This window comes from Candidatus Berkiella aquae (genome assembly GCF_001431295.2).
Taxonomy (GTDB): domain Bacteria; phylum Pseudomonadota; class Gammaproteobacteria; order Berkiellales; family Berkiellaceae; genus Berkiella; species Berkiella aquae.
Genome location: NZ_LKAJ02000001.1, coordinates 2,865,466 through 2,889,365, shown reverse-complemented (window position 1 = coordinate 2,889,365; position 23,900 = coordinate 2,865,466). Strand labels below are relative to the sequence as shown.

Here is a 23,900-nt window from a genome sequence, read left to right as displayed (position 1 = left end):
ATGGATTTTTTAAAGAAATTAGGGATTAAAAGCGAAAATCCAGGTGCCAGTTGCGGTGATGGAACATGGTTAACCAGTGCTACTTCAAAACATGTCATTGTTTCAGAAGATCCTGCTACCGGTAAAGAAATTGCCAGTGTCCATGGAGTAACCCCGCATGAGTATGAACAAGTCATTAAAAGTGCAAAGCAACGATTTGATTCCTGGCGACAAGTACCCGCCCCTAAGCGAGGTGAACTGGTTAGGATGATAGGAGAAAGACTGCGTGAGCATAAAGAGTATTTGGGAAGTTTAGTTGCTTATGAAATGGGTAAAAGTAAGCAAGAAGGTGATGGCGAAGTTCAAGAAATGATTGATATGGCAGATTTTGCTGTAGGATTATCACGCATGCTTTATGGGCTTACCATGCATTCAGAACGCCCCATGCATCGCATGTATGAACAATGGCATCCGCTTGGTGTGGTTGGCGTGATTACCGCATTTAATTTTCCTGTGGCAGTGTGGGCATGGAATGCATTTATTGCTGCTGTTTGTGGCAATACGGTGGTATGGAAACCTTCTTCCAAAGTCCCTTTATGTGCCATAGCAGTACAACATATTTGTAATCAAGTAATGCAAGAGCAAGGCTTTGCAGGTATCTTTTCTTTGTTTATCCCACAGTCTCGTGATCTTTCTGAGCAGTTTCTACAAGATGAGCGGATTTCATTGATTTCCTTTACAGGTTCAACCGCCGTCGGTAAACATGTTAATCAAGTCTTAGCTAAACGCTTAGGTCGCGTATTATTAGAGTTGGGCGGTAATAATGCCATCATTGTTGATGAGACTGCGGATCTCGATTTAGCGATTCCTGCGATTGTATTTGGCGCCGTGGGGACAGCAGGGCAACGCTGCACAACAACTAGGCGGCTATTGGTACAACAATCTTGTTATGACGAGGTGGTAAAACGTTTAATCCATGCTTATCACCAGATCACCATTGGTTCTCCTCTTGAGCCGAAAAATTTAATGGGACCTTTGATAGATAAGCAAGCGGTTGAGCAATATGTCCAAGCAATCCAAAGCATTAAAGCACAAGGGGGAGAGATTTTATGGGGTGGCAAGGTGATACCAGGTCCAGGCTATTTTGTTGAACCTACCTTAGTGAAAGCCGAGAATACTTGGCCAATTGTACAACAAGAAACTTTTTCGCCTATTTTGTACGTGATCCCTTATCAATCTCTAGAAGAGGCTATTGTCATGCAAAATGCGGTGAGTCAGGGGCTTTCATCGGCATTATTTACCAATTCATTGCGTCATAGTGAACAATATTTATCAGCCATAGGCAGCGACTGTGGTATTGCGAATATCAATATTGGCACCTCTGGCGCTGAAATTGGTGGCGCATTTGGTGGTGAAAAAGAAACCGGTGGTGGCCGAGAAGCAGGTTCAGATGCTTGGAAAGCCTATATGAGGCGGCAAACCAATACGATTAATTGGGGAAAAACGTTACCCTTAGCACAAGGTATTCAGTTTAAACTCAAAACCTAAGCGGGGTTATTTTGCGGATGGAGGAAACGGTATTGTTTGAAACTGACTCACTTCCATCAGATTGCCAGTAAAATCTTCACTGCCGTGATGTGATAAAGTAATGCTTAAATCTGCATAGACTTTTCCGCCTATTTTGCTCCATAAACGACAAAAGCTATAATCGCTTGATAAGTATTCACCATCGATATTTTCTTGTTCAAATAATGAATAAAGATGATTTTGTACCTTTGCTGGAAGTTCAGTAAAATTGTTTATTTTTCTTTGCGGATACGCTTTTTGCATTTGTTCCAATACTTGTCGTTCAATCAACATAAATGCGGTTGCAACCTGTTTAACTTCAATGACATGATGATTGACTTCTCTTGATTCACCAAACCCAATGGCATAATCGACCAAATTGGCTTTGATTTTTCGTTGAAATTCTTGGGGTGAAAGTTTGTCATTTAAAACAAGTTCTTTGACGGATGAAGTTCGTAATTTTTCCCAGAGATATTTTTTCATGGGAAACGTTGCAGCAATAAGCGGTTTTTTAGCGCTTAATAATTTTTCAATATGTTCTGGCATCCAACTGATGTCCGCATCAATAAAGAGCAAATGCGTTAAAGTAGGATCACTTAAAAAGTAAGCAACAAAATGATTTCTAGCACGGGGAATAGAACAATCATGCAAACGAAACTGATGGACAATCTCGATATCTTGGCGTTTTTGAAAGTGAACATAGGTTTTAACAAGGGATAAAGCATATCCGGTATGCACTTGTGCATCGTAACTTGGGGTCGCGATAAGCAATCGCATCGGTTTACTCAATTTATGATCAGCATCGGTCATGATTGTCATTTAGAAAGAAGAACTCTAAATGCTATCGGCAGGTGATACTTGGTGAATGAATGCTGGATTTTTTTAGCTGTCCTGCCTGCGATGAAACGCAGGCAGGATAAAGAAGGGTATTACGCTACCGTCGTTACAACTGCAACAGCCGTCACTTCTTCGGGGGCGATTTGCAAGTAATGATCTAAAGCATTGGCTCCCATGGAAGCTAAAGAATAAGCGCCAAATAATGCACCGGTTGCTAATACCGGATTAGCAATCAAAGTGGTAACACCCAGTGCGACTGGAATGCCAGGAAACATGAGTCCCATAAAACCACCTAGAGCGGCATTACTAATCACATTTGAAAAAGTGTGTCCGTTTCCGCAACCACCGCTGATTGCTGTTATTTCATTGGATGCTAAATTTCTCATCATCATTTCCCCTTAAGTGATTTTTTTTTAAAGTTTTGCGATGGATGAGAGCGTATAGCAGAAAAGCGTGGGCGCCAATCAAAGACAGATAAACGGTAGGTATCATTTGACCTACGTTATTTGTGAGTCGACTTGTGTTTTCTAACTAATATTTAGAACGATGATCTAATTGTTGTAACAATTTATTACGGGTTGCATGAGAGATTTCATTGTTATGCCAAAGACGAGATAATTCTTTGCGTTCCACTTCAATCAGTTTGACAGCAAGATGAACAGAGGTAGTGAGTTCGGTCATATCATCGTGTTCTTGATCATCTTGTAGCGCTTTAAGGCGCTCAGAAAGTTGTTTCTTACGCATTTTGTATTGCTCAATATGCAGTTGCACACTGGCAACTAAAGGTTGATTTTCTTTCACGATAGCTTCGTATTCTTTTAGCCATTTGATGGCTGCTTGTGTCATCTTTTTGAGGGCTTTCAACTCAACGATTTCTTCTTGTTTTTGCTCTTGCTGACGATATTGTTCTATCGCTAAGTGCTTTAAAATCCATGGTAAGGTTAAACCTTGAATCAATAAGGTTGAGCAAATGACTGCAAAAGTAAAAAGGATAATTAAATCTCGACTATTGCCACCAACAAATGAGTTGGTTAATGGTGGAATGGCAAATGCGGCGGCTAACGAAATGGCTCCGCGCATTCCTGCCCATGAGGTGACAAAAGGATATTGCCAGGGAGGATAGGGATCTTTCTTACGAAGAGAAGGCATAAAAAAGCGTGGTAAATAGGTGGTACCGTAAGTCCAAATAAATCGTCCAATCATCACGGTGAGTGTTACCGCGATACTATAGATTAATAATTTTTGGTGAGTGAAAAAATCATCGGCTCTGTCAATCACATATTTTAAATTCAGCCCGACTAATAAAAATAGAATACTTTGTAAGCCAAAACTGATGGATGTCCATACCGAGTGAGTGACAAGACGTACTTCAGGTAGGAATTTATCGAAGTAACGATGCCCGATAACAAGTCCTGTGACTGCGGTTGCCAATACGCCACAGCCTCCCAGACGCTCTGCGGGTAAATAAGCAAGAAAAGGCGTCAAGAATGAAAAAAGCATCTGTAGACGGGGATCGGTCACCGTTAAACGTAATTTGCCAATAAAATTCCCTAATGCTAATCCATACAGGGTTTCACCTAGCACAATTAATAAAAAAGTACCAAAAGCGCTGGATGCTGAGAATTCATGCGTTAAGAGCGCAGCCAGAGAAAAACGAAATAATATCAGCGCAGTTGCGTCATTTAACATCGCTTCGCTTTTTAAAATGGTAAGAATGCGCTGTGGAATATTCGCTTTTTCTGCAATTGCCATGATGGCCACATCATCAGGCGGTGCAACCACGGCACCTAAGACGAATGCAAGCGGCCAACCAATATCTGGGATTAAGGTATGTATCAGTGTGGCGACCAAGATAGCAATAAACAGGACATGGCCTATCGAGAGCGAGATGATAGGGCGTAGATTAATTTTCATTTCTCGCCAGGAAGATTCAGCGCTCATTTCATAAATCAGTAAGGGGAGAATAATATCGAGCACCATATTCGATTTGAGATGCACCTCTGGCATAAAAGGAACGAGACTCACTAACATGCCAATGATCACGAGCAATAGGGAAATAGGGACGGTGACTTTACGAGAAAGCAGTCCTACGACGGCAATAATGCCAAGGAGGATAATAAAGATTTCAATTTGCGCCATTCTTTATTGATAGTCGATTTTTGGCGCTTGTGTATACTCTTCCCAGTTTAAACTGGTTTGAATATCAATGCGGGTGACATAACTGCGTAATGCAGTCTTTATGGGCAGGGCCTTATCGACCCTACCCACATCAAGAGTTAGTCGGCGTAGTATTCTTCTTCGACGATTTCATTACCATTGGCATCATAGTAGTGATGGTATTCGTGACGGTGATGTTTACCGTTTTGACGTTGTTGTTGGCGACGTTGTGCTTCGCCACGTTGTCGGTCTTCATCAATAATGGCACCACTCACCGCACCAACGCCTGCGCCAATTAATGCACCTTCGCCAGCATGACCGGATAATGCGCCAATCGCCGCACCGCCAATAGCGCCCAATGCACCGCCGCTTAATGCGCTTTGCTCACCGGAGGTCATGTTTGCGCAACCTACCAAAAAGCAAAAGGGTAAAACGCACATGAGTGTAGTTACAGTTTTCATTATTATACTTCCTTAAATTAAGCAAAAATGCCGTAAATTGGGCAGATTTTTACACCATCCATTTTCTTTTGTCTAGAGATATTTCCAGTCCTTTCATTAAATAGAGAAAGGATTATCCAAAGAGCCAATCCTTTACTAAAATGGAAAATGAATGCAAGGAAGAGGCTGTTATGGATACGATCACCCAATTTGGCAAAAAAATAAGTAGCTGGTTTCAAGATAAATTAAGCACCTCCAACGAAGACAAGGCGGTATTGCAGCAATATCATACCGAGCTTTCTAATGCCTTGAAGACGTTAACTAAACTCAATCAAGAATTATCACAAAACCGCCCTATTCTAAAAACGCTATCGTTTTCAGAGTTAGAATTATATGTCGATGATAAGCATCGTCATGCATTAATTGAATTAAAAAGCAAAATGAAAGATGAAATTATTGAGTGTTATCAGCTGATTGATGAGTTTGTTGCAGCGGGTAAAACCCAAAATACCAATTTTGAAAAATTTGTCTCACTTTATATCCGAAATGGTTTATCGTTAACCGGTATTAGTCAATACCATCCCGGCAAAACCAATGCCTATCCTGAGGTGAATCAGCAGTTTGATAAGTTAACTCAAAGTTCGAAATCTGTGATGGATAATGGCTTAAAATCAACGAAAATGTTGGCACAAGCTTTAAAGAAGATTGAAACGATTGTGCCGGTGTAGCTTCCCCCATTACTATTTTGTTAGCACCATAATCTATTATCAGTTATAATGCCGGCCTTATTTTTGGAGGGCGGCATGCTAGCAGGTACCAGTTCTAATTTTTATTCATTAACTGAAGTCAATAATATGTTAGAGGTTGCAAAACAGTTACTTGATTGTAATGAACCGCAATTATTAAGAGCCTCTCATCATGCTGAAGTCGCTACTGCTTTCATTAAATTTATCCAGCCTGAATTAAATAATAACAAAGATGGCGAAGAAAAATTAATTGTAGCAGCAATTACTGCATTCAAGACGCTGCAAGCGGAAAAGGGTGATTTTAATCGCAATCACATGCTTGCCTTTTTATTCACCCATTATTTTCAAAAAGGGGATTTGTTCGATTTAGATAGAGTCAGTGTGATTATCAGTTGGCATCTTTTTCAGGCAGGTTTAAAAGAATTAAGTAGCAATAAAGAAATGGATCCTAATGCCATTGAAGGAATTTTTTTAGGATTTATGGGCGAATTACAAAAAGCTAACCAATTTGAGACGCTTAAGGCTATCCATCATTATTTTCATATTAGCTATCAGATTGTTGCAGCAAAAGATAATGGCATGCCACTTGAACATTGCGCTGCCATTCTTGGACCTTCCTTGCTCGAAGGATTAAAACTGCAAGACAAAATTTTACCAGGGGATGTACCTGCAGAATGGAAAATGATGTCGACTATTTGTCGATGTTTATTACAACTCGATCTCTTTAAAGAGCCATTCACCGCAGAAAAATATACATTGTGGTCGTTACCTAAAAGTGAATTTTATAAAACGCGCGAGAAAGCTTTGGGACAATTGCATGTTACACCGGTCGCAACGTATGAACCCAACGGTGCTGAAATTCTAAAAAAGCAAACCCATGTTGCTAAACTGATTAAAGGCCAAGCCGCAATAGCTGCCACTAAAAAAGAATCGGCTGAGGAAGCTTCAGAAGGAACGGTTACCCCATCGCCGCTAGAAAGAGGATTCGGCGAGCTTCAGGCTGCATTATTAGATATTCCTGAAACTGTCATGTTACAATTTTCAGAGAAAAAAGCGTCTTCTCAATCTACGGATTCAAATCCCAAAGAAGAAAGTAAGTCGAGTAAGAAAAAATCAGCTATGTCTAATAGTAAAAAATAACATTTTTGAAGTATTCATTGAGCCTTACCTTCTCTTGCGAGAGAAGGTAAACACCTTCTAAATAGCTAACTTTCTCACTATTGATATTTTTCTGCACAAATCGGTTTTTCAACGTCAAGCGTTCTAGCCAAAAACAACTCTGACTGTTATATGTATATATTAAGCGTGGATCTCTATTCTGCTATCTAAGTGGGTATTATAGCTACCCAAGGAAATACTTAGAAAAATAACTCTTTTCAAGATCGGTCAGGGACGGACACGATGAAACAGATTTCCCGAAGTAAAAAATCCTTCTTATGGCAAGCCGTTTTAGCCTCAACATTTTTTAGCGGATTCCCGATAGCAGCTCAAGCGGTACTAACAGCCATCAATGCTGATACAACAACAGCCGCAACTCCAGATACTGGGGGTGGTGCGGGTGGTTTAGGCGGATATGATATTATCGCCGCAAATAAGACACTATCTGTTACAAACGGTTACATTATCGGACGAACACCTGATGCTGCAGGTGGTACCTCTGTGGACAACAATAGTACAGGGGCAGCATTTGCTGGTACGGTATTAGAATTTCTGGGAAGTTCTATCGTTCAAGGAGAAATAGGCTCCACGAATTCACTCAATATCATTAAATTAAATGGCGCAGGAATTGTCCAATTTAATGGGAACGTAACAGCTGCAACAACTAACATTGCAAACAATGGTACAGCGACGTATAGCGATAATGTCATTGTGACAGGTGACATTGATAATACAAGCGGTGTGGTGAATCAAGGAACGGTTAATTTTTTAGGCAGTGGCCAAGTAACTGGTAATATTGGTAATACAAATTCCCTATTGCTGCTTAACTTAAATACAGCTCTGGGTGCTAATGAAACTATTGAATTAAATGGTGCGGTTGTTAATGCGGCAACTATTAACGTGAATGATGATGGTGCAACGCCAACTACATTAACGTTGAATAATGCAGCAATGGTCTTGACGAGTAATATTACGACAACGGCTAATGATCTGACGGTATTAAATGTATTAAATGCTTCACTCATCACTGGTCAAATTGGTGCGGCAGGTAATGAATTTGATTTAATGCAAGTGGGGCAAAATAATGACTTGACAGTTGACGGCGATATTTTTGCCAACAATGTGCAATTTCAAGGCAATAATTCTTTAATACTGCTCGATGGTAGCGATGTTACCGATATCATTGATAGTACAGCTGCAAATCAAGGGATTCTCGAATTACAAGGCAGCCATACGATTACCGGCGATATTGGTGCTGTCAATTCACTCAATACCATTAATGTGACTGGTGCTGGTGGGATTATTAATCTGCAAGGTACAACGATTAATAGCAGCTCAATCAATTATGATGGGCTTGCTAATAGTGCCACAACCATTAATTTAGCCGATGGGGTGGCTGTCACCGGCAACATTACTAATACAACGGGTACTGCCAATGTGGGTACTTTGAATTTTGTTGGAACTGGCACAGTAAATGGAACAATTGGTCAAGCTAACCCGGTTAATTCACTTTATCAAATTAATTTACAAGGTGCGGCAGGTAAAATCGTTACTTTCCAAGATGATGTTCAGGTTGGCACCGGTAATATTAATTTCTTGCAGGATTCACAATTAAATATTGCGGATAATGCCGATGTTACGGGTAACATCGATACGGATGCAGCCAATCAAGGTACTGTAAATTATCTTGGTAATAGCATAGTCAATGGCACATTAGGTGTTAGCAATGACCTTAAATTGGTGCAGTTAAGTGGTGCGTTATCGAATGTTAATTTTAATCAAAATGTAAATACCAATGAATTGCGCTTTGCTAACAATAATACAGCCTCGATTGCTAGTGGAGTTAGCATATCAGGGCCAATTACGACAACGATGAATGATCAAGGTACTTTAAACTTATTAGGTAATTTTACCATTGATCAACCGATTGGTCAGCCAGGGTTTGCACTGAATTCCGTTATTGCCAGCGGTCCTGCGGGCGCAACGGTGACGTTAGTAGAGGATATTTTTGCAACTAATACCTTAGTGAATGGCGGTGGCACATTATTTGCGCTGGAACCGCATACTATTAACGGTAATTTGAGTCTTTCACTTAATAGCACCTTATCAGTCGCATCTGCTGGGGCACCCTTAACGGTGACGGGCGATTTAACGATTAATCCAGGCTCTACCCTACAAATTGATTTAAATAAATTTGATATTCCTACTTATATTCAGGTGAACGATCAAGCTTTTATCGATGCAAATACTACATTAGTTTTAACGAATACACCGCAAGCTTTTGTGGCGGGTGTTTCTGATATTAAATTAGTTGATGCAACCAATTTAGGTAATATCCAAGTGCCTCAGAATGTGGTGGGTGATAGCTTATTACTACAATTTGAAGTGGAAGCACAGAATGCACCTAATAATGATTTATTACTGCATATTGAAGCCTTACCTGTTTCACTCTTTGCCGATCGTCCTAATACTATACCGATTGCAGGTGCATTAGATGCGATGGCAGGCCAAGATTTCCTCGGTTCATTACAGAACTTGCTCGATCAATTGCCCTATTTCACCACCAAAGAACAATTAAACGATGCACTAGCTGCATTAGCACCGATTGTGGATGGCAGTTATACCCAGGAAGTTTTTGCGGCGCAGTTATTAGGTTATGGTGCAGTCTCCGACCGGATCCGTTATTTAAGACAACGTAAAAATGTACCGGTTGTTGGCAAAGGTTTTGAGTCGGGGCTCTCATCCGGTGACGATTGGGATGATAATGGCCATGGTCGTTGGTTTAAACTCTATGGTCAATATTCTGATCAAGGAACACGTGATTCAGTTGCAGGGTATAACAGTGAAACCTGGGGCGTTGCGATTGGTAGTGACGTCAGCTTAAATGATTTGAACTTAATTGGGGTTTCAGCGAATTTATCGCATACCTATGTGGGTCATGATGTTTCTAATTCCAAATCTTCTATTTATAGCTTACAAGCGGCGATTTACGGAGAGCAAGATTTCTGTGATTGGTGGTATTTTAATTGGGTAACATCGGTTGCTTATAATAAATACACCACAGAACGAAACTTTGTATTTGGCTTATTACCTTTAAGTCCGCAAGCCGATTTTGTTGGCTGGCAGTTTGGTACTAAAGGGGAGTTAGGTTACGAGTACCTCTATCGTAATTGGCATATTATCCCTAATACTTCGCTTTACTTCTCGCATCTAGCGTTGAATGGTTATAACGAATCGGGTGCTGGCACGGCTTCCCAAAATGTTGATTCACATAGTTATAACATGTTGAAAGCGGGAGCCGGGGTTAGGGCAGCGTACCGTTGTCCAATGGAAATGCCTTATCGAATACGCCCCATTATTTTCCAACCTGAAGTACGTATGAATGCTTTCTATGATTTTATTAATGACAACATGGAAACAACATCGAACTTTACGGGTGGTGGTCCAAGCTTTACCACGCTAGGCGCAGTTCCTGCAGCATCTAGCTTTAATTTGGGTGCAAGTTTATCAGTGTTCAGTGACTACAATGACTACATTGTAACCATCAGCTATGACTATGAAACCAAGCGAGATTACAACGCTAACGCTGGCTTTGTCCGCCTGCGCTACGAATGGTAACTAAACGGCTAGGACACCCAAATTTGTTCTAGCCCTAGGACATCCCTATTTCCTACATAGGACACCCAAATTTTACGAGTCACTGTCTTAATCGTATTTTTGGATGTCCTTTTATCGCTTTATGTAGCTAGATGAGCGTCTTATGAAACCCATAAAAGTGAAACGAGCTTATGATCCAGTCGCCAGGACAGATGGTTTCAGAGTCTTAGTTGATAGACTTTGGCCTCGTGGTCTTAAAAAAGAAGAAGCTGAAATTCAATTATGGCTAAAGGAAATCGCACCCAGCACTGAGCTACGAAAGTGGTATGATCATGACCCTAAAAAATGGACCGAATTTCAAAAACGATATGTCAAAGAGCTCTCTACAAAAGAAGCATTAATCGATATTATTTTAAAAGAAGCAATGAAAAAGACAGTAACATTACTGTTTAGCTCAAAAGAATTAGAAAGAAATAATGCAGTTGCATTGCAAAAAATCTTGTTAAAAAGAAAATAAGATGCAAGATTCATTTACCATTCGTGCAAAGGCCCCATTTAGATTGGACTATACCGTGTGGGCCCTTCGAAGAAGAAAAACTAATATTATTGATAATTGGGATGGTCAGTTTTATAAACGAGTGATGCTTGTTGGTAAACGTCCCATATTGGTCTGTATAGTACAAAAGAATATTAAAGCTCCCACCCTTACTATCACAACGCATCATGCAGTATCAGATGTAGAAATGAGTCTACTCAAAAAAGAAATCAAAAGATTATTTTCATTGTCCTGTGATTTGAAAAAGTTCTATCAAGTTGCTGCAGGACATCCAAAACTTCATTATTTAGCCAAATCATTTATAGGACTTAAACCACCTCGTTTTCTAACAATCTTTGAGGCATGTTGTAATGCGGTTGCTTGTCAGCAACTTTCCTTAAATGTAGGGATAGAATTGTTGAATCGATTGGCCATACATTATGGAAGAAAAGTAAGATATGAACAGAAAACGTATTATGCTTTTCCTACTGCAACAAGAATTGCAAAATGTGCTCCTAAGGCATTACAAGCATTAGGGTTTAGTTTGCGAAAAGCGAATACACTGATTCAAATTGCAAAAACTTTACAAAATAAAGATGACGAATTACAAGTGCAGATGTCTTTAATGACAAATGATGAGATTGCTGAATATTTAAAAAAGATAAAAGGCATTGGACGTTGGTCTGCGGAATATATTTTATTGCGTGGCTTAGGAAGGATCAATATTTTCCCTGGCGATGATATTGGTGCTCAAAAAAATCTCAAAAGATATTTTAATCTAACAAAAGAGCTTGACTATGATGTTGTGATGAAGGTGCTTCAACCTTGGTCACCTTATGCTGGATTTGTTTATTTTCACTTATTACTTGATAATCTAAATAGATCATTTGATAAAACATCAAACATATTAGCTAATAATCGTACTATCATAAGGCAAAACCATTAGTTGTAATAAATTATTCAAGCTACTTTTAATAATAGTTATCTGTATACAGAAATAGATGTACTGTGCTATTCACTAATTAAATTATAGGATTTTATGAAAAACTTGATTATTGTTTTATGGGATCAACTTACCCATTCGCTTCCTATGCTTGCAGAAGCAACATCAACAGATATCATTTTTATGTGCGAATGCAGAGAACAATTGCATTACATACCTCATCACCCCAAAAAAATAGCATTTATATTATCTTCCATGCGTCATTTTGCGGAAGAATTGATGCAAAAGGGTTTAAAAGTACATTATGTGGATTATACAAATAGAGTTAACAATGGTGAATTACTTCAAGAATTACAAAAGGCCATAAACAAATTGAAGCCAACATTAGTGACTTACACAGAACCAAGTGAATGGCATATTCAAGAAAAGATAAATGCATTTTTCGTTAAGAATAATATCAAATTTAAAGTATTCGAAGACGCCCGATTCTTATGCTCTAAAACTGAATTTGCACAGTGGGCAAATAATAAAAAGCAATTACGTATGGAGTATTTCTATCGGACTATGCGTTTGAAGTATAACATATTGTTGAATGAAGATAAATCTCCTATCGGCGGCAAATGGAACTATGATGTCGAAAACCGAAAAGCTGCACCAAATTCTCTAACATCCCCTAACAGAATTAGTCATAAAAAGGATGATATAACTTTAAAAGTTATTGAGCTCGTTAAGCTATATTTTAACAAAAATTTTGGTGATCTAGAGCCCTTTTACTTTGCTACAAATCGACAACAAGCCCTGAAAGAAGCCCAACATTTCATAGAAATATTGCTATATGATTTTGGAACTTATCAAGATGCTATGATTTCAAACGAAGCTTATCTGTATCATTCACTTTTATCTTCTTATATAAACTTAGGGTTACTGTCACCATTAGAACTATGTGGCTTAGCTGAAGAAGCGTATCAAAAAGGGCTCGTGCCTCTTAATTCAGCAGAAGGATTTATTCGACAAATTTTGGGTTGGCGGGAATATGTTAGAGGTATCTACTGGTTGATGATGCCAAAATACATTTCAAACAATTATTTTGATGCAAAACATCCTTTGCCGTGGTCCTATTGGGGAGGAGAGACAAAGATGAATTGTATAAAAGAAGTCGTTAAGCAAACTCGTGAACATGCATATTCACATCACATACAAAGATTAATGATTACGGGAAATTTTGCGTTATTGACAGGACTTAACCCCCTAGAAGTTCATCGATGGTACTTATCAGTTTATGCAGATGCATTTGAGTGGGTTGAGTTACCGAATACACTTGGTATGGCACTTTTTGGCGATGGTGGATTACTTGCGAGCAAGCCATATTGTGCTAGTGGCAAATACATAAAACGGATGAGTAACTTTTGCAAGTCGTGTGATTATAATCCAGAAGAGCAATTTGGCGAAAATGCATGCCCGTTTAACGCGTTATATTGGAATTTTTTAATAATGAATGAGGAAAAATTAAAAAAAAATCAACGCATGAAAGTAATTTATCAAGCATTAAGCCGATTTTCAGATGAAAAGAAAAATCAACTAGTTAATCACGCACAGCATATTCTTCTTAAATTAGAAGAAGGGAAGATGTGATCAAACTATCTTGTCAAATTATTTGTTTAACATATAAAACGATATATTTAGTATCAATGCAAAACTGACCCATAAAGCATAAGGTATAAGCAATAGTACTGCTGAACATATGCGCCTTGCTTGGTATAAAAAAGTAAAAATCGTAATCCACAATAAGATGAGGACATATAGTGCAAGATCAATTCGATGCATTAAAAAAAACATGGGCGACCAACATACATTTAAAATGAACTGTAAACCGAACAGATAGAGCAATCTTATATGTTTTTTTCGCTGTTCCCATAAAATTCCTAGCGCTATTCCCATCATGATGTACAAAACAATCCAAGTAGGGGCGAAAATCCAACTTGGAGGATTAAATGTAGGTTTTATCAGCGTTCTATACCATAATGAATCCGCGCTTCCACTCAAGAATCCAGATATCAATCCAGTTGATAAACAACATGTTATGCCAACCAAGCAGTAAAGCCATCTGTTCTTTTTAATTACTTTATCTACCATCGGGAGCTCAACCTTTAATATTTATCTAGCCGTTATTTACTAACGAAATAAGATTACTTGGGACAACTAAAAATTATTGTGCTTCATAGTGTTGCTACCCATGAGGCACAATAATTAGCAACATTATATTCTAAAAATGCAATCGTTCCGCCTAGTAAACAAGGGAGTAAAATCAATGAAGCGGTTGGAAGTAATCCAGCAATAGGGATAGTGCCTTCTATTGGAAATAATAGGTTGAATACTCCCATTGAAGCACCAATGCTAGCACCAACAAAAGTGGTGATCCCCATTCCTAGGGAATGATAGCCTGCCCATAAATAAGCTAAATCAAGAAATTCTACACTACCACCTGCCACCATCGGTATTTCATCGATTGATAGAACTCTCATATCGTTGCTTTCCTTAAAAATGAGGGAAATAAAGGACATCCAAATTGTTCAAAAAGCTAAAAGCTATTTAATGATGCTTATGATATTAATAGTATAATTACCATAAAAAGCAATTATTGAGATTAAGTATAATAATAAACTTGAGAAATAATGATTAGATGTGACTGTGATGAATTATGCAACGGTAAAATAGTATTTTTTTGAGTAAAGGATCCCTTTCGGACCATAGTGTCTATTTTCACAATTGAATTTGAGTAACTTAGCACTATGCCCAATGGCATAAGAAAAGCGATTTTGTAAATGTTCAACCATGTTAACCCACTCTTTAGGATTCAAATTTAAACGAGATAATATCGGTAATACTTTTTGAGGGATCACACCTCTTTTCCCTTCACGTATTACACGTCCTGTTGAATCAACTAAATCTAGATAATCCTTTAATGCAAAACCAATCTTTGGCATTTGATGTTGGTGAGGTGTTTTTAATGGCATTAAGTGCTTTGGTTGTTGTGTTTTATTAATAGCATTCTTTTGCTTTAATTGTTTAGCCAACATCTGTAAACGTTCTTGAATGGAAGTAAAATCAGAAGTTTCTAATGCTTCAGCTGTTTTAGCACGAATAGGATTTAAATCGACATAAGCCATGGCACTTAAAACTGCTCCTTCATCTAATAATGCTTGGGATTTAAAGCGTCCTTCCCAAAAGCGACCTTTGGTTTCATCTTCTTTATTTGATGCTCTTGCAATTTTTTCATTTAGACAACGCATAAACCAACTAATATCCATTAAACGATGCCGCCATAAAGAGACTTTATAAGCTGCTTCCTTCTTTGAATAGCTGCTTAATGATTTTGCATCTTGAGGAAAAATCTGGCCCCAGCGTGACTGCACTTCTTCTTCGCTCCATTGCGAAGCCAATGTGTCATTAACAAATAAGACGAGATGATAATGATTACTCATGACGGCATAAGCACAGATATGAATAGCAAAAATATCAGCTAAATATTTAATTCGTGAGACTATCCAATCTTTACGATAGGAATAATCTTTTCCTGTCTCCTTATTATGACCGCATAAGTAAGCACGGCGCACGCAGCGGGTCATGCAATGATAATAAGGCGTAGCGCTTAAATCGATTTGATGGGAGCGAGCAGTTGTCATACATCAACATCCTGTACTGCAATATGTGTAATATAAACCTATTGCAGTACAGATATCAACTATTTTTGGATGTCCCGCGAGAAGGGATTAGGTTGTTAATTTAGGTGATTTTGCTTTATCTACAATCTTATGCACATGGGCTAATCCCACAACAATTCCTTTGCAAGCTTCTTCTTTAATTTTGGCACCAACATCACCTGCCTTTCGCAGCGTTTCTTTTGCGTGTATTAGGTAAGGATGATACAAAACGGCTAATGGATCATGAGCTATCTCTTTCGCATCGCAAAGGGATGTATTAAATATCGTTTCATACTGCTTACCGGCTAATTTTTCACCAGTGCTGCCAAAATTAAGGCAGCTATGCGCTAACCCAATTGGGCGTAATCCTTGAGTAATGGCTGTTGCGGTTCCGACAACGGCGCCAAAAGGTCCTCCCATAAACATCCCGGCTGCTACGCCGGAAATGCACCCTGAAAGGAGGGAGCGTCCTAGGTCTGCATTGGTATCTTTAACTCTCATATAAATGATGTCACCCTGACAAGCAGACAAAATTCTTGCATCGCCTGTTCGAGGAACAATATCAAGAATATTAACGCCAAAACGGCCAATAACGTCCTTGCCATGATTAACTAAAATATCAGCAATTAAGTTACTACAGCCTTCAATGCTTTTACTAACGCCTGTAGAACCCCAAGTATTGATCTTAAAACTTTGCACAGCAGAAAAATGTTGATAATCTGCAAGTGAGAGTTTTAATGGGTCTATTTTAAATTCTTTAAACAAATGTTGATCGACTATATCTTGCGCAGCTGTAATAAGTTCTTGTGTTTCGATATCAACTTGTTCTTTTTCTAAATCTGCTTTTAAATGTAACGCAGACAGTAACATTGATAGATTGAAGCAATGCTGGCTAAGTGCCCCACCTAGGCTATACCCAGAAATAATCAGTTCGACGGGCTTTTGTTTTGGGCCTGAGACGGTACCAATATGAGCATTAATTTGTTTCATTATTTTGGCATAATGACGATGAAACGATTCTTCACCCGCGTTACTCTCTAAATCAAGATGTAACGTTGCGAGTACACTGGGATCAGAACCTCGAAAGTTCACATAGACTCGTCTTCGTTTAGAATCGGAATGAGGGATCAAGATATTTCCATCAATGCCTTGATGATCAGAGCTAAGTTTAATTAATTGATAATGACGGACAGTGTTATCTTCTTCGAGTAATGAAACAACAGTCTGTTGTTGAGTGATATTCCGATAAGCAAAATCATGTGAAAGTCGTTCACCAAAAGCGAATTCGAGTCGTAATTGGGCATCGATAAGAGATTCTTCTCGATTGTCTTCTAAAGGCCCAGCGATAGGTAAGGGCTGCCCTTGAGCAAGCAAATTCAATTGTTGACCAGCGTGAGCCAATTTGCCAATTAAACTATTATCTGCTTCTTGTGGATCAACCAGCTGTGCCACATCACGAACAACACCTCGAGCAACAACTTTACTGGTAAATTTGGTTACACTGTTTACGAGTCCACCTAGCATTAATTATCCCCCAATACTTCCCAGACAAAAATAAAATTATGTTAGTTTACTTATAACGTGGATTTAAGATTCATTTTACTGATTTAGTCTGAATGAAACAATAAAAGCAAAGAAACCTTAAGCTTTTTGGATGTCCTAAAGGTAATTTTGGGTGTCCTGCGCCTTTATTTTGGGTGTCCTTAATTTTAAGAGGGGCGTCTGGCTGGATTAGGTGAGGTTACATTGTTTGCTTCAGTCGAGGTATCTGATGGTTTTTGTTGAGGTTTAAACGCATTTAAGGATGCAGGTTTGCGACGGTCTATTTCAATATTTTGTGAAGATACCTCACTTGAATGCTGGTTAGCAAAAAAGGGTTGAATAGGCGTTTCGGAGAAATCAGCAGTTTTGCGATGTAGCGCAAGCTGATTCACTTCTTTTAAATATTGATTCACAGCTTGTTGCGTCTTGATTGAAAACACCGGGATCTTATCAGGATGTGTTTGCAATAAGCCCTGTAAGGTTGCTAAGGCTGAGACAGGATTAGGATCGTCTATTTCAACTAAATTTCTATCAAGATGATTCACTTTGCTCATGATTGGGGTTGATTGCACTTGATTGTTAAGAAGAACGGCACGTTCTTGTGTTGTTTTCTGTAATGGTTCAATAATGCTTTTGAGTAAACCATATTGTAGTGCTGCAGGAACCGCAAGCACTAGAGCGAAAAGTGCAGCCGGAATAACAGACATTTTTTGATAAATCGATGGGCTTTTCCAGGCATTCGCAATAACGTCGACGCATTGGTGAAAAGCTGTTTGGGGATTCAATAACATCATACAATTTTCCTTTTAACCACTTTACTAAGCCATAGCCCAAGATAACAGGGCTGGCAAATGTTTATAGAGAGGGACGATAAAAGAATGACCTATGACGAAGTTATTTTTTACCAAATCGACCCAGTGCAATCACCGCAATACCGGCAATGACGGATATAACACCAGCTATGGGAGGAATTTGCACACGTTCCTTGGTTTGCGCTGTCACTTTAAGTTCACCAAATTTAATCACATCTTCGGTCTTGGTATAGCTAAAACCTTGATAAGACAAAGCGACAATACCAAATATGATCAATAATATTCCAATAACGTTGGAGGCAATTTTCACTGCGTTTCGCCTTGCAATGAGAGGTCTATTCATTTAATTATATATCGCGCAATGATGATTCTCCAAAAACTGTATAAGCAAACAATGCAACCCATTGTCATGCACGCTTTTATGGGTACTAATCTGTAGTTTGAAACCTTCTATCTTTTTTTAGCTGAGATTTCAACGAATAATAATTATGCTGTAGTATGCATTTTGTAAGGTAATTTTCATGCTTAATCCTTCTTTTGAAATTAAAACCGGATCAACAGAAACAGCAGCTGCAGGCGCAGCAGAACCAATCACCAAAATAGCTTACGATATTGGTTCTGGTGGTATTAAGACGACGGTTATTTCAAAAATTTTACAAAAAGATGGTAACGTAGAAGAAGTTGTATTAGATAAGCGTTTGCCCATACAATTTGCCCGCAATCTTCGGTTAAATAAAGGCCAGTTTTCACCTGACATTGTAAAATTGGCTATCGATTCTCTAAAAGCATTCATAAGCGAAATTTGTAATAGCTCGAGTGATCAGAAAATAGAACATTATGCAGTTGCCACAGCTGCATTTCGTCAAGCTGAAAATGGTAAAGAAGTCGTTCAAGAAATATCAGAAGCCGTCGGTTTTCCCATTGATATTATTAGTTATAAGCAAGAAGGTTTATTAGCATACTATTCTGCAAAAACTAAATTGTCAGAAGATAAGATTATTTTTGATTTAGGTGGTGGCAGTATGCAGTTTGTGTATAAGTCACCAGACGATGCACTGCAAATAGCAGGGATTGATCTGGGGGTTGAAACCTTTACCGGCGAGTTACAAAAATCATTAAATAATTCTACTGTATCATTAAATCCATTTTCAGAAGAAAAATATCAATTGGCACAAAATGTTGCAATGAAGTTAATAGACCAATCTATTGCTGACATGGGAAGTTTAAAATCACTCATTAAAGAGAATCTTCCTGTTATGTGTGTCGGGGCTGTACATAACGTTGCTATTTACCCCATTATTGAAAAAATTGTAGGAGCGGGTGTTAGCTACAGCGCAGATAATCTTGAAAAGACAATCATGGCATTATTAGATAAATCGGATGAAGAGTTACTCGCTGTTGAAGAAAACATCAATTTTGCACAAATTTTACTGCCTACGCTTATTCTGAGTTTGGCGATGATGCAGAGATTAGGCATTTCCCAAATGCAACCATTAAATGTGAGTAACACATTAGGATTGCTCCAAGATATACCGGTGCCATTTTTGTCACCGGCTAGAGACCTAAAGAAATACTGCTAATGAACTAATTCTTTAGGTTTTTCAGTTTTCTTGGTTTCATCCTGTTTTCGTTGTTTTGCTTTCATATATTCTAAAAACATCGTTAATTCTTTTCGAAGATCTTCTACGCTAAGTTTGGGCGCATTTTTTGTAATATCTTCACCCGTTTCTTCTCGCATTAAAAGATAAGGATCTGCCTCTTTGATAGGAGGAGCTGTCACAACCATTGTTACGGTAATATCGTTAGGATTAGAAATCAAACGATGTGCTAATTGATAACGTTCCACATAGATGGTGCCATCGGCAATGTTGTATAAGATGGGTGGATTAAGCATTTCTAAACCAATTTTCTTCAAGTGATATTCACCGGTTACATTGGGTTCGGTGATATAACGCTGATAAGCAGATAAGATAATTTGAACTTCATCTTTCGTCAAATTAAATTTTTTCATTAAATCTTTTAAAGTATAATACTCCTCCTGTTTTAAAGAGCATAAGTATTGCTTATTATGAAACATGGATTTTTTATATAATGCCATTTCTATCATGTTTAAACTTTCAAAAACTTTCTTTTGTTCGTCTTTCGGTAATTTTTCAACTTGAGTGATAAAGTTATCATGTATTTGCTTTTCTTTTTCACTCGCGTTACGGGTAGTGAAAATTTGATTTTCAAATTTGCCAGCAAACATGCGTGAAGAAAAATCCCATTTGTGAACATGTTTATCTTCTACCGCTAATTTTTTTGCAACACTATCCTTTTGCGGCCACCATAGATGCAAACGTACTTTATAATTATTGGATTTATCACCTTGAACTAAAACAATTTTAGTAAAATCAGTTACATGGCGATAAGAATCTTTGGCAATTTCTTTAAGGGCGTCTTCGTCTTTTAAAGTAGATTCAACGATAGCAATAATGGCATCGGGTGTGAACTGATTCATTAAGTTGAAATATTCATCTGACTTGGGACGTTTACCATTAGCATAAAAGTCATCCACCAGTTTCTTTAATTCTTGACGGTTTTTAGGATAACCGCTACGCAGAGGCTGACTTTTAAATACAGCCATGTCAAAATTATTCAGTGTTTTGGGTGCTTGGTATTTAAGAGCAGAATCGCTGCCTAAGATATGTTCTGTTGAAAAACACTCTCTATTGACATCTAATAAAAAAAAGGTATCTGCGCCTTCATCAGCAGTTGCGATCACAGGCGCTGTTGTTACTAGTAAGGCGATTAAAATGCTATTGAATAATTTCATAAACGTTCACCTTAAATCTACAGATATATACTAATTTAGCCGTTCCATCTTTTTGACCACTATAAAATTAACTATAACCTGCACCAACGCTAAGCCCAAGACCAGCTCCCGGTATAAATGTCCTGCTAATCTTTTCCTGTATTTTGTTATTTAATTGTTCTTGGTCTTTCTGATGCTGGTTAATGGTTTGTGCGTGTTGGCTGCGTGGTGAAACAAGGCCCATCAGAGCACCGCAACTTGCTCCTGTCGCCATGATTTCATTTGCTCTTTTGCCTAAGGCATGCATTTGTAATTTGCAGTCTTTAGCTTGCTCTGCAAATTTTTTATCATCCGTTCTGTCAAGTTCAGCTTCTTTTTCTACGGTTTGTTGGATCTGTTCTAATTTTTCAAGTGCTTCAATTTCAGCTGATTTATCAGAATCTGTTTTAGGAGAAGATTTTTTCGAAAATAAACCGTGAGCCCAGTTCTTTGCTTTATCAAAAGTTTTATCGATAGAATCAATAACACCGTGCAATGCAACCGATAAATTTTCACGTTTTCCTTCTAGCTTTGTCAGCCTGGTTTCATTTCTTTGAATTCTAACTTCTAGTTTTTTTTCTTCTTCTTTTAATTGTTTGATGCGAGCCGCTTTGATGGAAGCAGTGATTATATTTTTAGATCCTAAACCATCCATGAATTTGTCGTACTTTTCTTGGCGCTGGGCAGCTATTTCTGCTTGTTGTGATTTTAATTCTGCTATTTTATCTTGCAAACGTGTTTCTTCACCTGAGATTTTATCGATCTTCTTCATCAGCTTTCTTTTTTCTTCTTGGTTTTCTTCTTGATCCTCATCGTTGGAATGTGATTCAAGTTCTTCTTTTTCAACTTGTAAAGCTTGCAAATTTTGATAACAGATAAATTCTTCCATTTGTGATTGAGCATCTTCTTCGCATAATTTAAATTCTTCAGCTAAATAGGCTTTTTCTTCTGCAGAAGGATTGTCAGTATTGATTATTTCTTTTTTTTCTAGATCTGAAATTTCAGCACGTATTTGCGAAAGCGCCACCTTGTCTTTTTTTATAGCTTCGCTTACATGTTCGATTTTTTGTTCGCATTTCTCTATTTGATTGATGAGTTGATTTTTCTCCGCCAATAAGCGTTTTATCGTTTGCTTATCATCTGGTGTGAAAATTTTATGTCCTTCAATTTGAAAATCACTGAGCGCATTATCAATATTGGAAATGTGTTTTTCATGACATTGTTCACGCATTTTTTGAATTTCATCGTATTGATGGGCAATGCGTTCTACTTGATCAAAAATGCTATTTAGTTGCTTCATCGATTCATCATGTATTTGGTTTAGCATGACAAGTAGTGCGGCTTCCATTTCCATTCTTTGCGCAATTGCAGCATTGCCATTGCGTTGCATCGCTTCGCGCTTTTCCTGAGCCAATAGCTCAGGTAATCTTCTTCGAAACTCTTTCATTTTTTCTTCAAAAAGAAATATTTCTAGGGCTTCTTTTTCAAGCAGTCTGGCAATTTCACGATTGATTTTGATAGCAAGCGCTAAGTCAAGCCAATTTTTTTGCTCGTTAAATGCAGCCAGAGCTGTTTTATCATTTGCAGGATTTATCGACTTGAATTCGTAAATAATATTATCAATTTTAAGTTCTTGGCAGGCTTTGGCTAAAAGGGCTTCTTTGTTTTTAGTGGTGGTGGCATTGGGGTTATTCAGCTTTTCTTGAGGTGTAGGTTCACTGTCGCGATAATCTTTGCGCAGCAAAAGTCTATCCAATGTTTCTTGGGTACGGTGAAATCCTTGTAAATCGAAAATGCTAAATTGAGTTTTTTGCAACATAAGTAAATCTTTTCATATCGATTTACCTTTTTTGACAGAACCCATAGGACAAAGTTCCAGTAATAGGTGAGGCTGCAAGCGTTACAAAACAGGATAATTAAGCGCAGTGCCCACCATTGTTGAGATACCACATTGCTCCATCATAATAAGCATCAGCATTGTTGGTATCGGTTGTTGGAGTAGGGGTTGAATTTTTCAAGGCATCCCATGCTTTATATGTCGCACCAGCTAAGAAAATAGCGACAGAGGTCAATAATAGTTCATTGTAAATGCCACCATTGACTTGAACGATTTCCGCAACATTAAGAGTTTGCATAAAACACCAATGAGTTACTTTGATTTATTGAGTGGCGATATTATGTCGTCAGTGTGGTTAATAGTCAATGAAATAGATTGCCCTCTTACGCTATGGTGAAGAGGGCACAACAGAGATTAGAAAAATGTGTATTTCGCGCCTATCATTGCCGAGGTTGCAGCGGGAAAGAAGTAAGCGTTGCTACGTTTAAATTCATGACTCAATGCAAGATTGACATTGACATTATTGATAATGTCATAACCTGCGCCGATAACGGCTTTAGGTACAACAGCCCCTTTTCTCGCGGATGCATCAAAATGATCAAGATGAATCGTCGCTTTTTCACGAATATACGCAGCGCCTGCTTTAGCAAAAAGATCAAAACCATGAACAGTTGGGTAATAATCAACAACGCCTAACACATCAATGCTATAACGACGAAGGCTTGCTTCCACGTTATTGTAACTTTCTCTTAATTTTTGGTAGCCTTGTACGCCGCCTTCAAGGCCTAATTCAGTGCAAGGATTGACATCCCATAAGTAGCCTGCACCGATGCGTCCCGTTGCGCGTGCTTTGTGGCTATGAAAAAGATTATCATACACATTGTTACTATCGCGGGTGCCGTATACGCCAAATTGACCGCTAACATAAGGATTAGCAATAGCATCTATCGCGCAAAGTGAAAGTGTTGAAAGTAAAACGAGGGAAATTTTATTGGTTTTCATACTACATCCAATTTTTTTATAGGAGATTTTTATTTCATGTGAGACATGAATGAGTTCGCGATTCTAAAATAAAGAAATAACGCATGCAATATGTAATATTTTTTCTTATGGTAAAAAATGAACGTGAAATGAGGCGATTATGTAACCCTGTTTTTATAAATGCTGAAAAAAACAGGGAGTGATAATTAAAATAGTATTCAGCAATTAAAAAGAAA

The 23,900-nt window shown here is 38.2% G+C and carries 22 protein-coding genes; 8 read left to right on the top strand and 14 right to left on the bottom strand.

All coding sequences use genetic code 11. The features are described 5' to 3' along the window. On the top strand, positions 1 to 1,527 hold the full coding sequence (gene amaB, locus HT99x_RS12615) for an L-piperidine-6-carboxylate dehydrogenase (RefSeq protein WP_075067208.1): 1,527 nt from the start codon (positions 1 to 3) through the stop codon (positions 1,525 to 1,527). A 6-nt stretch (positions 1,528 to 1,533) separates the two neighbouring features. On the opposite strand, the gene HT99x_RS12610 is transcribed toward amaB, so the two are convergent. From HT99x_RS12610 to HT99x_RS12595, 4 genes are all read right to left on the bottom strand, one after another. Then, positions 1,534 to 2,364 carry a hypothetical protein gene (locus HT99x_RS12610; RefSeq protein ID WP_075067209.1) on the bottom strand — a complete coding sequence of 277 codons (831 nt, stop codon included), beginning with the start codon at positions 2,362 to 2,364 and terminating at the stop codon, positions 1,534 to 1,536. Between the two features lie 110 nt (positions 2,365 to 2,474). Beyond that, on the bottom strand, positions 2,475 to 2,774 hold the full coding sequence (locus tag HT99x_RS12605; RefSeq protein ID WP_139016637.1) for a hypothetical protein: 300 nt from the start codon (positions 2,772 to 2,774) through the stop codon (positions 2,475 to 2,477). A 139-nt stretch (positions 2,775 to 2,913) separates the two neighbouring features. Beyond that, complete coding sequence (locus HT99x_RS12600) at positions 2,914 to 4,521, bottom strand: Na+/H+ antiporter (RefSeq protein ID WP_075067211.1); 1,608 nt, start codon at positions 4,519 to 4,521, stop codon at positions 2,914 to 2,916. A 137-nt stretch (positions 4,522 to 4,658) separates the two neighbouring features. Next, the gene (locus HT99x_RS12595) at positions 4,659 to 5,000 is read right to left on the bottom strand and encodes a YMGG-like glycine zipper-containing protein (RefSeq protein WP_075067212.1); all 342 of its coding nucleotides are present in this window, start codon (positions 4,998 to 5,000) and stop codon (positions 4,659 to 4,661) included. Positions 5,001 to 5,170: 170 nt separating this feature from the next. Here HT99x_RS12595 and HT99x_RS12590 point away from each other — a divergent pair, with 170 nt between their 5' ends. From HT99x_RS12590 to HT99x_RS12565, 6 genes are all read left to right on the top strand, one after another. Further along, the gene (locus HT99x_RS12590; RefSeq protein ID WP_139016638.1) at positions 5,171 to 5,707 is read left to right on the top strand and encodes a hypothetical protein; all 537 of its coding nucleotides are present in this window, start codon (positions 5,171 to 5,173) and stop codon (positions 5,705 to 5,707) included. Positions 5,708 to 5,782: 75 nt separating this feature from the next. Further along, positions 5,783 to 6,865: a hypothetical protein gene (locus HT99x_RS12585; RefSeq protein WP_075067214.1), complete on the top strand. Its 1,083-nt coding sequence runs from the start codon at positions 5,783 to 5,785 to the stop codon at positions 6,863 to 6,865. 261 nt (positions 6,866 to 7,126) lie between these two features. Continuing rightward, complete coding sequence (locus tag HT99x_RS12580) at positions 7,127 to 10,501, top strand: autotransporter domain-containing protein (protein WP_075067215.1); 3,375 nt, start codon at positions 7,127 to 7,129, stop codon at positions 10,499 to 10,501. A 142-nt stretch (positions 10,502 to 10,643) separates the two neighbouring features. Beyond that, positions 10,644 to 10,997 (top strand): DUF488 domain-containing protein, encoded by a 354-nt coding sequence (locus HT99x_RS12575; protein ID WP_075067216.1) that lies wholly within the window; start codon positions 10,644 to 10,646, stop codon positions 10,995 to 10,997. Position 10,998: 1 nt separating this feature from the next. After that, a complete protein-coding gene (locus HT99x_RS12570; protein WP_075067217.1) occupies positions 10,999 to 11,961 on the top strand; it encodes a DNA glycosylase family protein in 963 nt (320 codons plus the stop codon). A 93-nt stretch (positions 11,962 to 12,054) separates the two neighbouring features. After that, positions 12,055 to 13,590, top strand: coding sequence for a cryptochrome/photolyase family protein (locus tag HT99x_RS12565; protein ID WP_075067218.1), 1,536 nt, complete (start codon positions 12,055 to 12,057; stop codon positions 13,588 to 13,590). 18 nt (positions 13,591 to 13,608) lie between these two features. Here HT99x_RS12565 and HT99x_RS15985 read toward each other — a convergent pair whose 3' ends face one another. From HT99x_RS15985 to HT99x_RS12540, 6 genes are all read right to left on the bottom strand, one after another. Then, the gene (locus HT99x_RS15985; RefSeq protein WP_075067219.1) at positions 13,609 to 14,091 is read right to left on the bottom strand and encodes a TspO/MBR family protein; all 483 of its coding nucleotides are present in this window, start codon (positions 14,089 to 14,091) and stop codon (positions 13,609 to 13,611) included. 83 nt (positions 14,092 to 14,174) lie between these two features. Further along, a complete protein-coding gene (locus HT99x_RS12560) occupies positions 14,175 to 14,480 on the bottom strand; it encodes a hypothetical protein (protein WP_075067220.1) in 306 nt (101 codons plus the stop codon). A 174-nt stretch (positions 14,481 to 14,654) separates the two neighbouring features. Continuing rightward, positions 14,655 to 15,641 (bottom strand): transposase, encoded by a 987-nt coding sequence (locus HT99x_RS12555; protein WP_259566621.1) that lies wholly within the window; start codon positions 15,639 to 15,641, stop codon positions 14,655 to 14,657. Between the two features lie 87 nt (positions 15,642 to 15,728). Further along, on the bottom strand, positions 15,729 to 17,183 hold the full coding sequence (locus HT99x_RS12550; protein WP_075066992.1) for a hypothetical protein: 1,455 nt from the start codon (positions 17,181 to 17,183) through the stop codon (positions 15,729 to 15,731). Positions 17,184 to 17,368: 185 nt separating this feature from the next. Next, positions 17,369 to 17,995: a hypothetical protein gene (locus tag HT99x_RS12545; protein ID WP_075066993.1), complete on the bottom strand. Its 627-nt coding sequence runs from the start codon at positions 17,993 to 17,995 to the stop codon at positions 17,369 to 17,371. A gap of 100 nt (positions 17,996 to 18,095) precedes the next feature. Then, positions 18,096 to 18,323 carry a hypothetical protein gene (locus tag HT99x_RS12540; RefSeq protein ID WP_083482939.1) on the bottom strand — a complete coding sequence of 76 codons (228 nt, stop codon included), beginning with the start codon at positions 18,321 to 18,323 and terminating at the stop codon, positions 18,096 to 18,098. A 211-nt stretch (positions 18,324 to 18,534) separates the two neighbouring features. Between HT99x_RS12540 and HT99x_RS12535 the strand changes: the two genes are divergently transcribed. After that, positions 18,535 to 19,593, top strand: a complete 1,059-nt coding sequence (locus tag HT99x_RS12535; RefSeq protein ID WP_075066995.1) for a Ppx/GppA phosphatase family protein — start codon at positions 18,535 to 18,537, stop codon at positions 19,591 to 19,593. On the opposite strand, the gene HT99x_RS12530 is transcribed toward HT99x_RS12535, so the two are convergent. The 4 genes from HT99x_RS12530 to HT99x_RS12515 form a co-directional block, all read right to left on the bottom strand. Continuing rightward, the gene (locus HT99x_RS12530; RefSeq protein WP_075066996.1) at positions 19,590 to 20,828 is read right to left on the bottom strand and encodes a hypothetical protein; all 1,239 of its coding nucleotides are present in this window, start codon (positions 20,826 to 20,828) and stop codon (positions 19,590 to 19,592) included. The two genes, HT99x_RS12535 and HT99x_RS12530, sit on opposite strands and share 4 nt — an antisense overlap. A 67-nt stretch (positions 20,829 to 20,895) precedes the next feature. Then, positions 20,896 to 22,665, bottom strand: coding sequence for a coiled-coil domain-containing protein (locus tag HT99x_RS12525; protein WP_075066997.1), 1,770 nt, complete (start codon positions 22,663 to 22,665; stop codon positions 20,896 to 20,898). A 97-nt stretch (positions 22,666 to 22,762) separates the two neighbouring features. Next, complete coding sequence (locus tag HT99x_RS12520) at positions 22,763 to 22,981, bottom strand: hypothetical protein (RefSeq protein WP_075066998.1); 219 nt, start codon at positions 22,979 to 22,981, stop codon at positions 22,763 to 22,765. 116 nt (positions 22,982 to 23,097) lie between these two features. After that, complete coding sequence (locus HT99x_RS12515) at positions 23,098 to 23,685, bottom strand: outer membrane protein (RefSeq protein ID WP_075066999.1); 588 nt, start codon at positions 23,683 to 23,685, stop codon at positions 23,098 to 23,100. Between the last annotated feature and the right edge of the window lie 215 nt (positions 23,686 to 23,900).

Bases quoted from the DNA above. Each gene is read 5' to 3' on its own strand.
- HT99x_RS12580 (WP_075067215.1), top strand. From the start codon at position 7,127: ATGAAACAGATTTCCCGAAGTAAAAAATCCTTCTTATGGCAAGCCGTT.
- HT99x_RS12515 (WP_075066999.1), bottom strand. From the start codon at position 23,685: ATGAAAACCAATAAAATTTCCCTCGTTTTACTTTCAACACTTTCACTT.
- HT99x_RS12535 (WP_075066995.1), top strand. From the start codon at position 18,535: ATGCTTAATCCTTCTTTTGAAATTAAAACCGGATCAACAGAAACAGCA.
- HT99x_RS12595 (WP_075067212.1), bottom strand. From the start codon at position 5,000: ATGAAAACTGTAACTACACTCATGTGCGTTTTACCCTTTTGCTTTTTG.
- HT99x_RS12550 (WP_075066992.1), bottom strand. From the start codon at position 17,183: ATGCTAGGTGGACTCGTAAACAGTGTAACCAAATTTACCAGTAAAGTT.
- HT99x_RS12555 (WP_259566621.1), bottom strand. From the start codon at position 15,641: ATGACAACTGCTCGCTCCCATCAAATCGATTTAAGCGCTACGCCTTAT.
- HT99x_RS12565 (WP_075067218.1), top strand. From the start codon at position 12,055: ATGAAAAACTTGATTATTGTTTTATGGGATCAACTTACCCATTCGCTT.
- HT99x_RS12570 (WP_075067217.1), top strand. From the start codon at position 10,999: ATGCAAGATTCATTTACCATTCGTGCAAAGGCCCCATTTAGATTGGAC.
- amaB (WP_075067208.1), top strand. From the start codon at position 1: ATGGATTTTTTAAAGAAATTAGGGATTAAAAGCGAAAATCCAGGTGCC.
- HT99x_RS12585 (WP_075067214.1), top strand. From the start codon at position 5,783: ATGCTAGCAGGTACCAGTTCTAATTTTTATTCATTAACTGAAGTCAAT.
- HT99x_RS12575 (WP_075067216.1), top strand. From the start codon at position 10,644: ATGAAACCCATAAAAGTGAAACGAGCTTATGATCCAGTCGCCAGGACA.
- HT99x_RS12525 (WP_075066997.1), bottom strand. From the start codon at position 22,665: ATGTTGCAAAAAACTCAATTTAGCATTTTCGATTTACAAGGATTTCAC.
- HT99x_RS12545 (WP_075066993.1), bottom strand. From the start codon at position 17,995: ATGATGTTATTGAATCCCCAAACAGCTTTTCACCAATGCGTCGACGTT.
- HT99x_RS12605 (WP_139016637.1), bottom strand. From the start codon at position 2,774: ATGATGATGAGAAATTTAGCATCCAATGAAATAACAGCAATCAGCGGT.
- HT99x_RS12600 (WP_075067211.1), bottom strand. From the start codon at position 4,521: ATGGCGCAAATTGAAATCTTTATTATCCTCCTTGGCATTATTGCCGTC.
- HT99x_RS12560 (WP_075067220.1), bottom strand. From the start codon at position 14,480: ATGAGAGTTCTATCAATCGATGAAATACCGATGGTGGCAGGTGGTAGT.
- HT99x_RS12590 (WP_139016638.1), top strand. From the start codon at position 5,171: ATGGATACGATCACCCAATTTGGCAAAAAAATAAGTAGCTGGTTTCAA.
- HT99x_RS15985 (WP_075067219.1), bottom strand. From the start codon at position 14,091: ATGGTAGATAAAGTAATTAAAAAGAACAGATGGCTTTACTGCTTGGTT.
- HT99x_RS12610 (WP_075067209.1), bottom strand. From the start codon at position 2,364: ATGACAATCATGACCGATGCTGATCATAAATTGAGTAAACCGATGCGA.
- HT99x_RS12530 (WP_075066996.1), bottom strand. From the start codon at position 20,828: ATGAAATTATTCAATAGCATTTTAATCGCCTTACTAGTAACAACAGCG.
- HT99x_RS12520 (WP_075066998.1), bottom strand. From the start codon at position 22,981: ATGCAAACTCTTAATGTTGCGGAAATCGTTCAAGTCAATGGTGGCATT.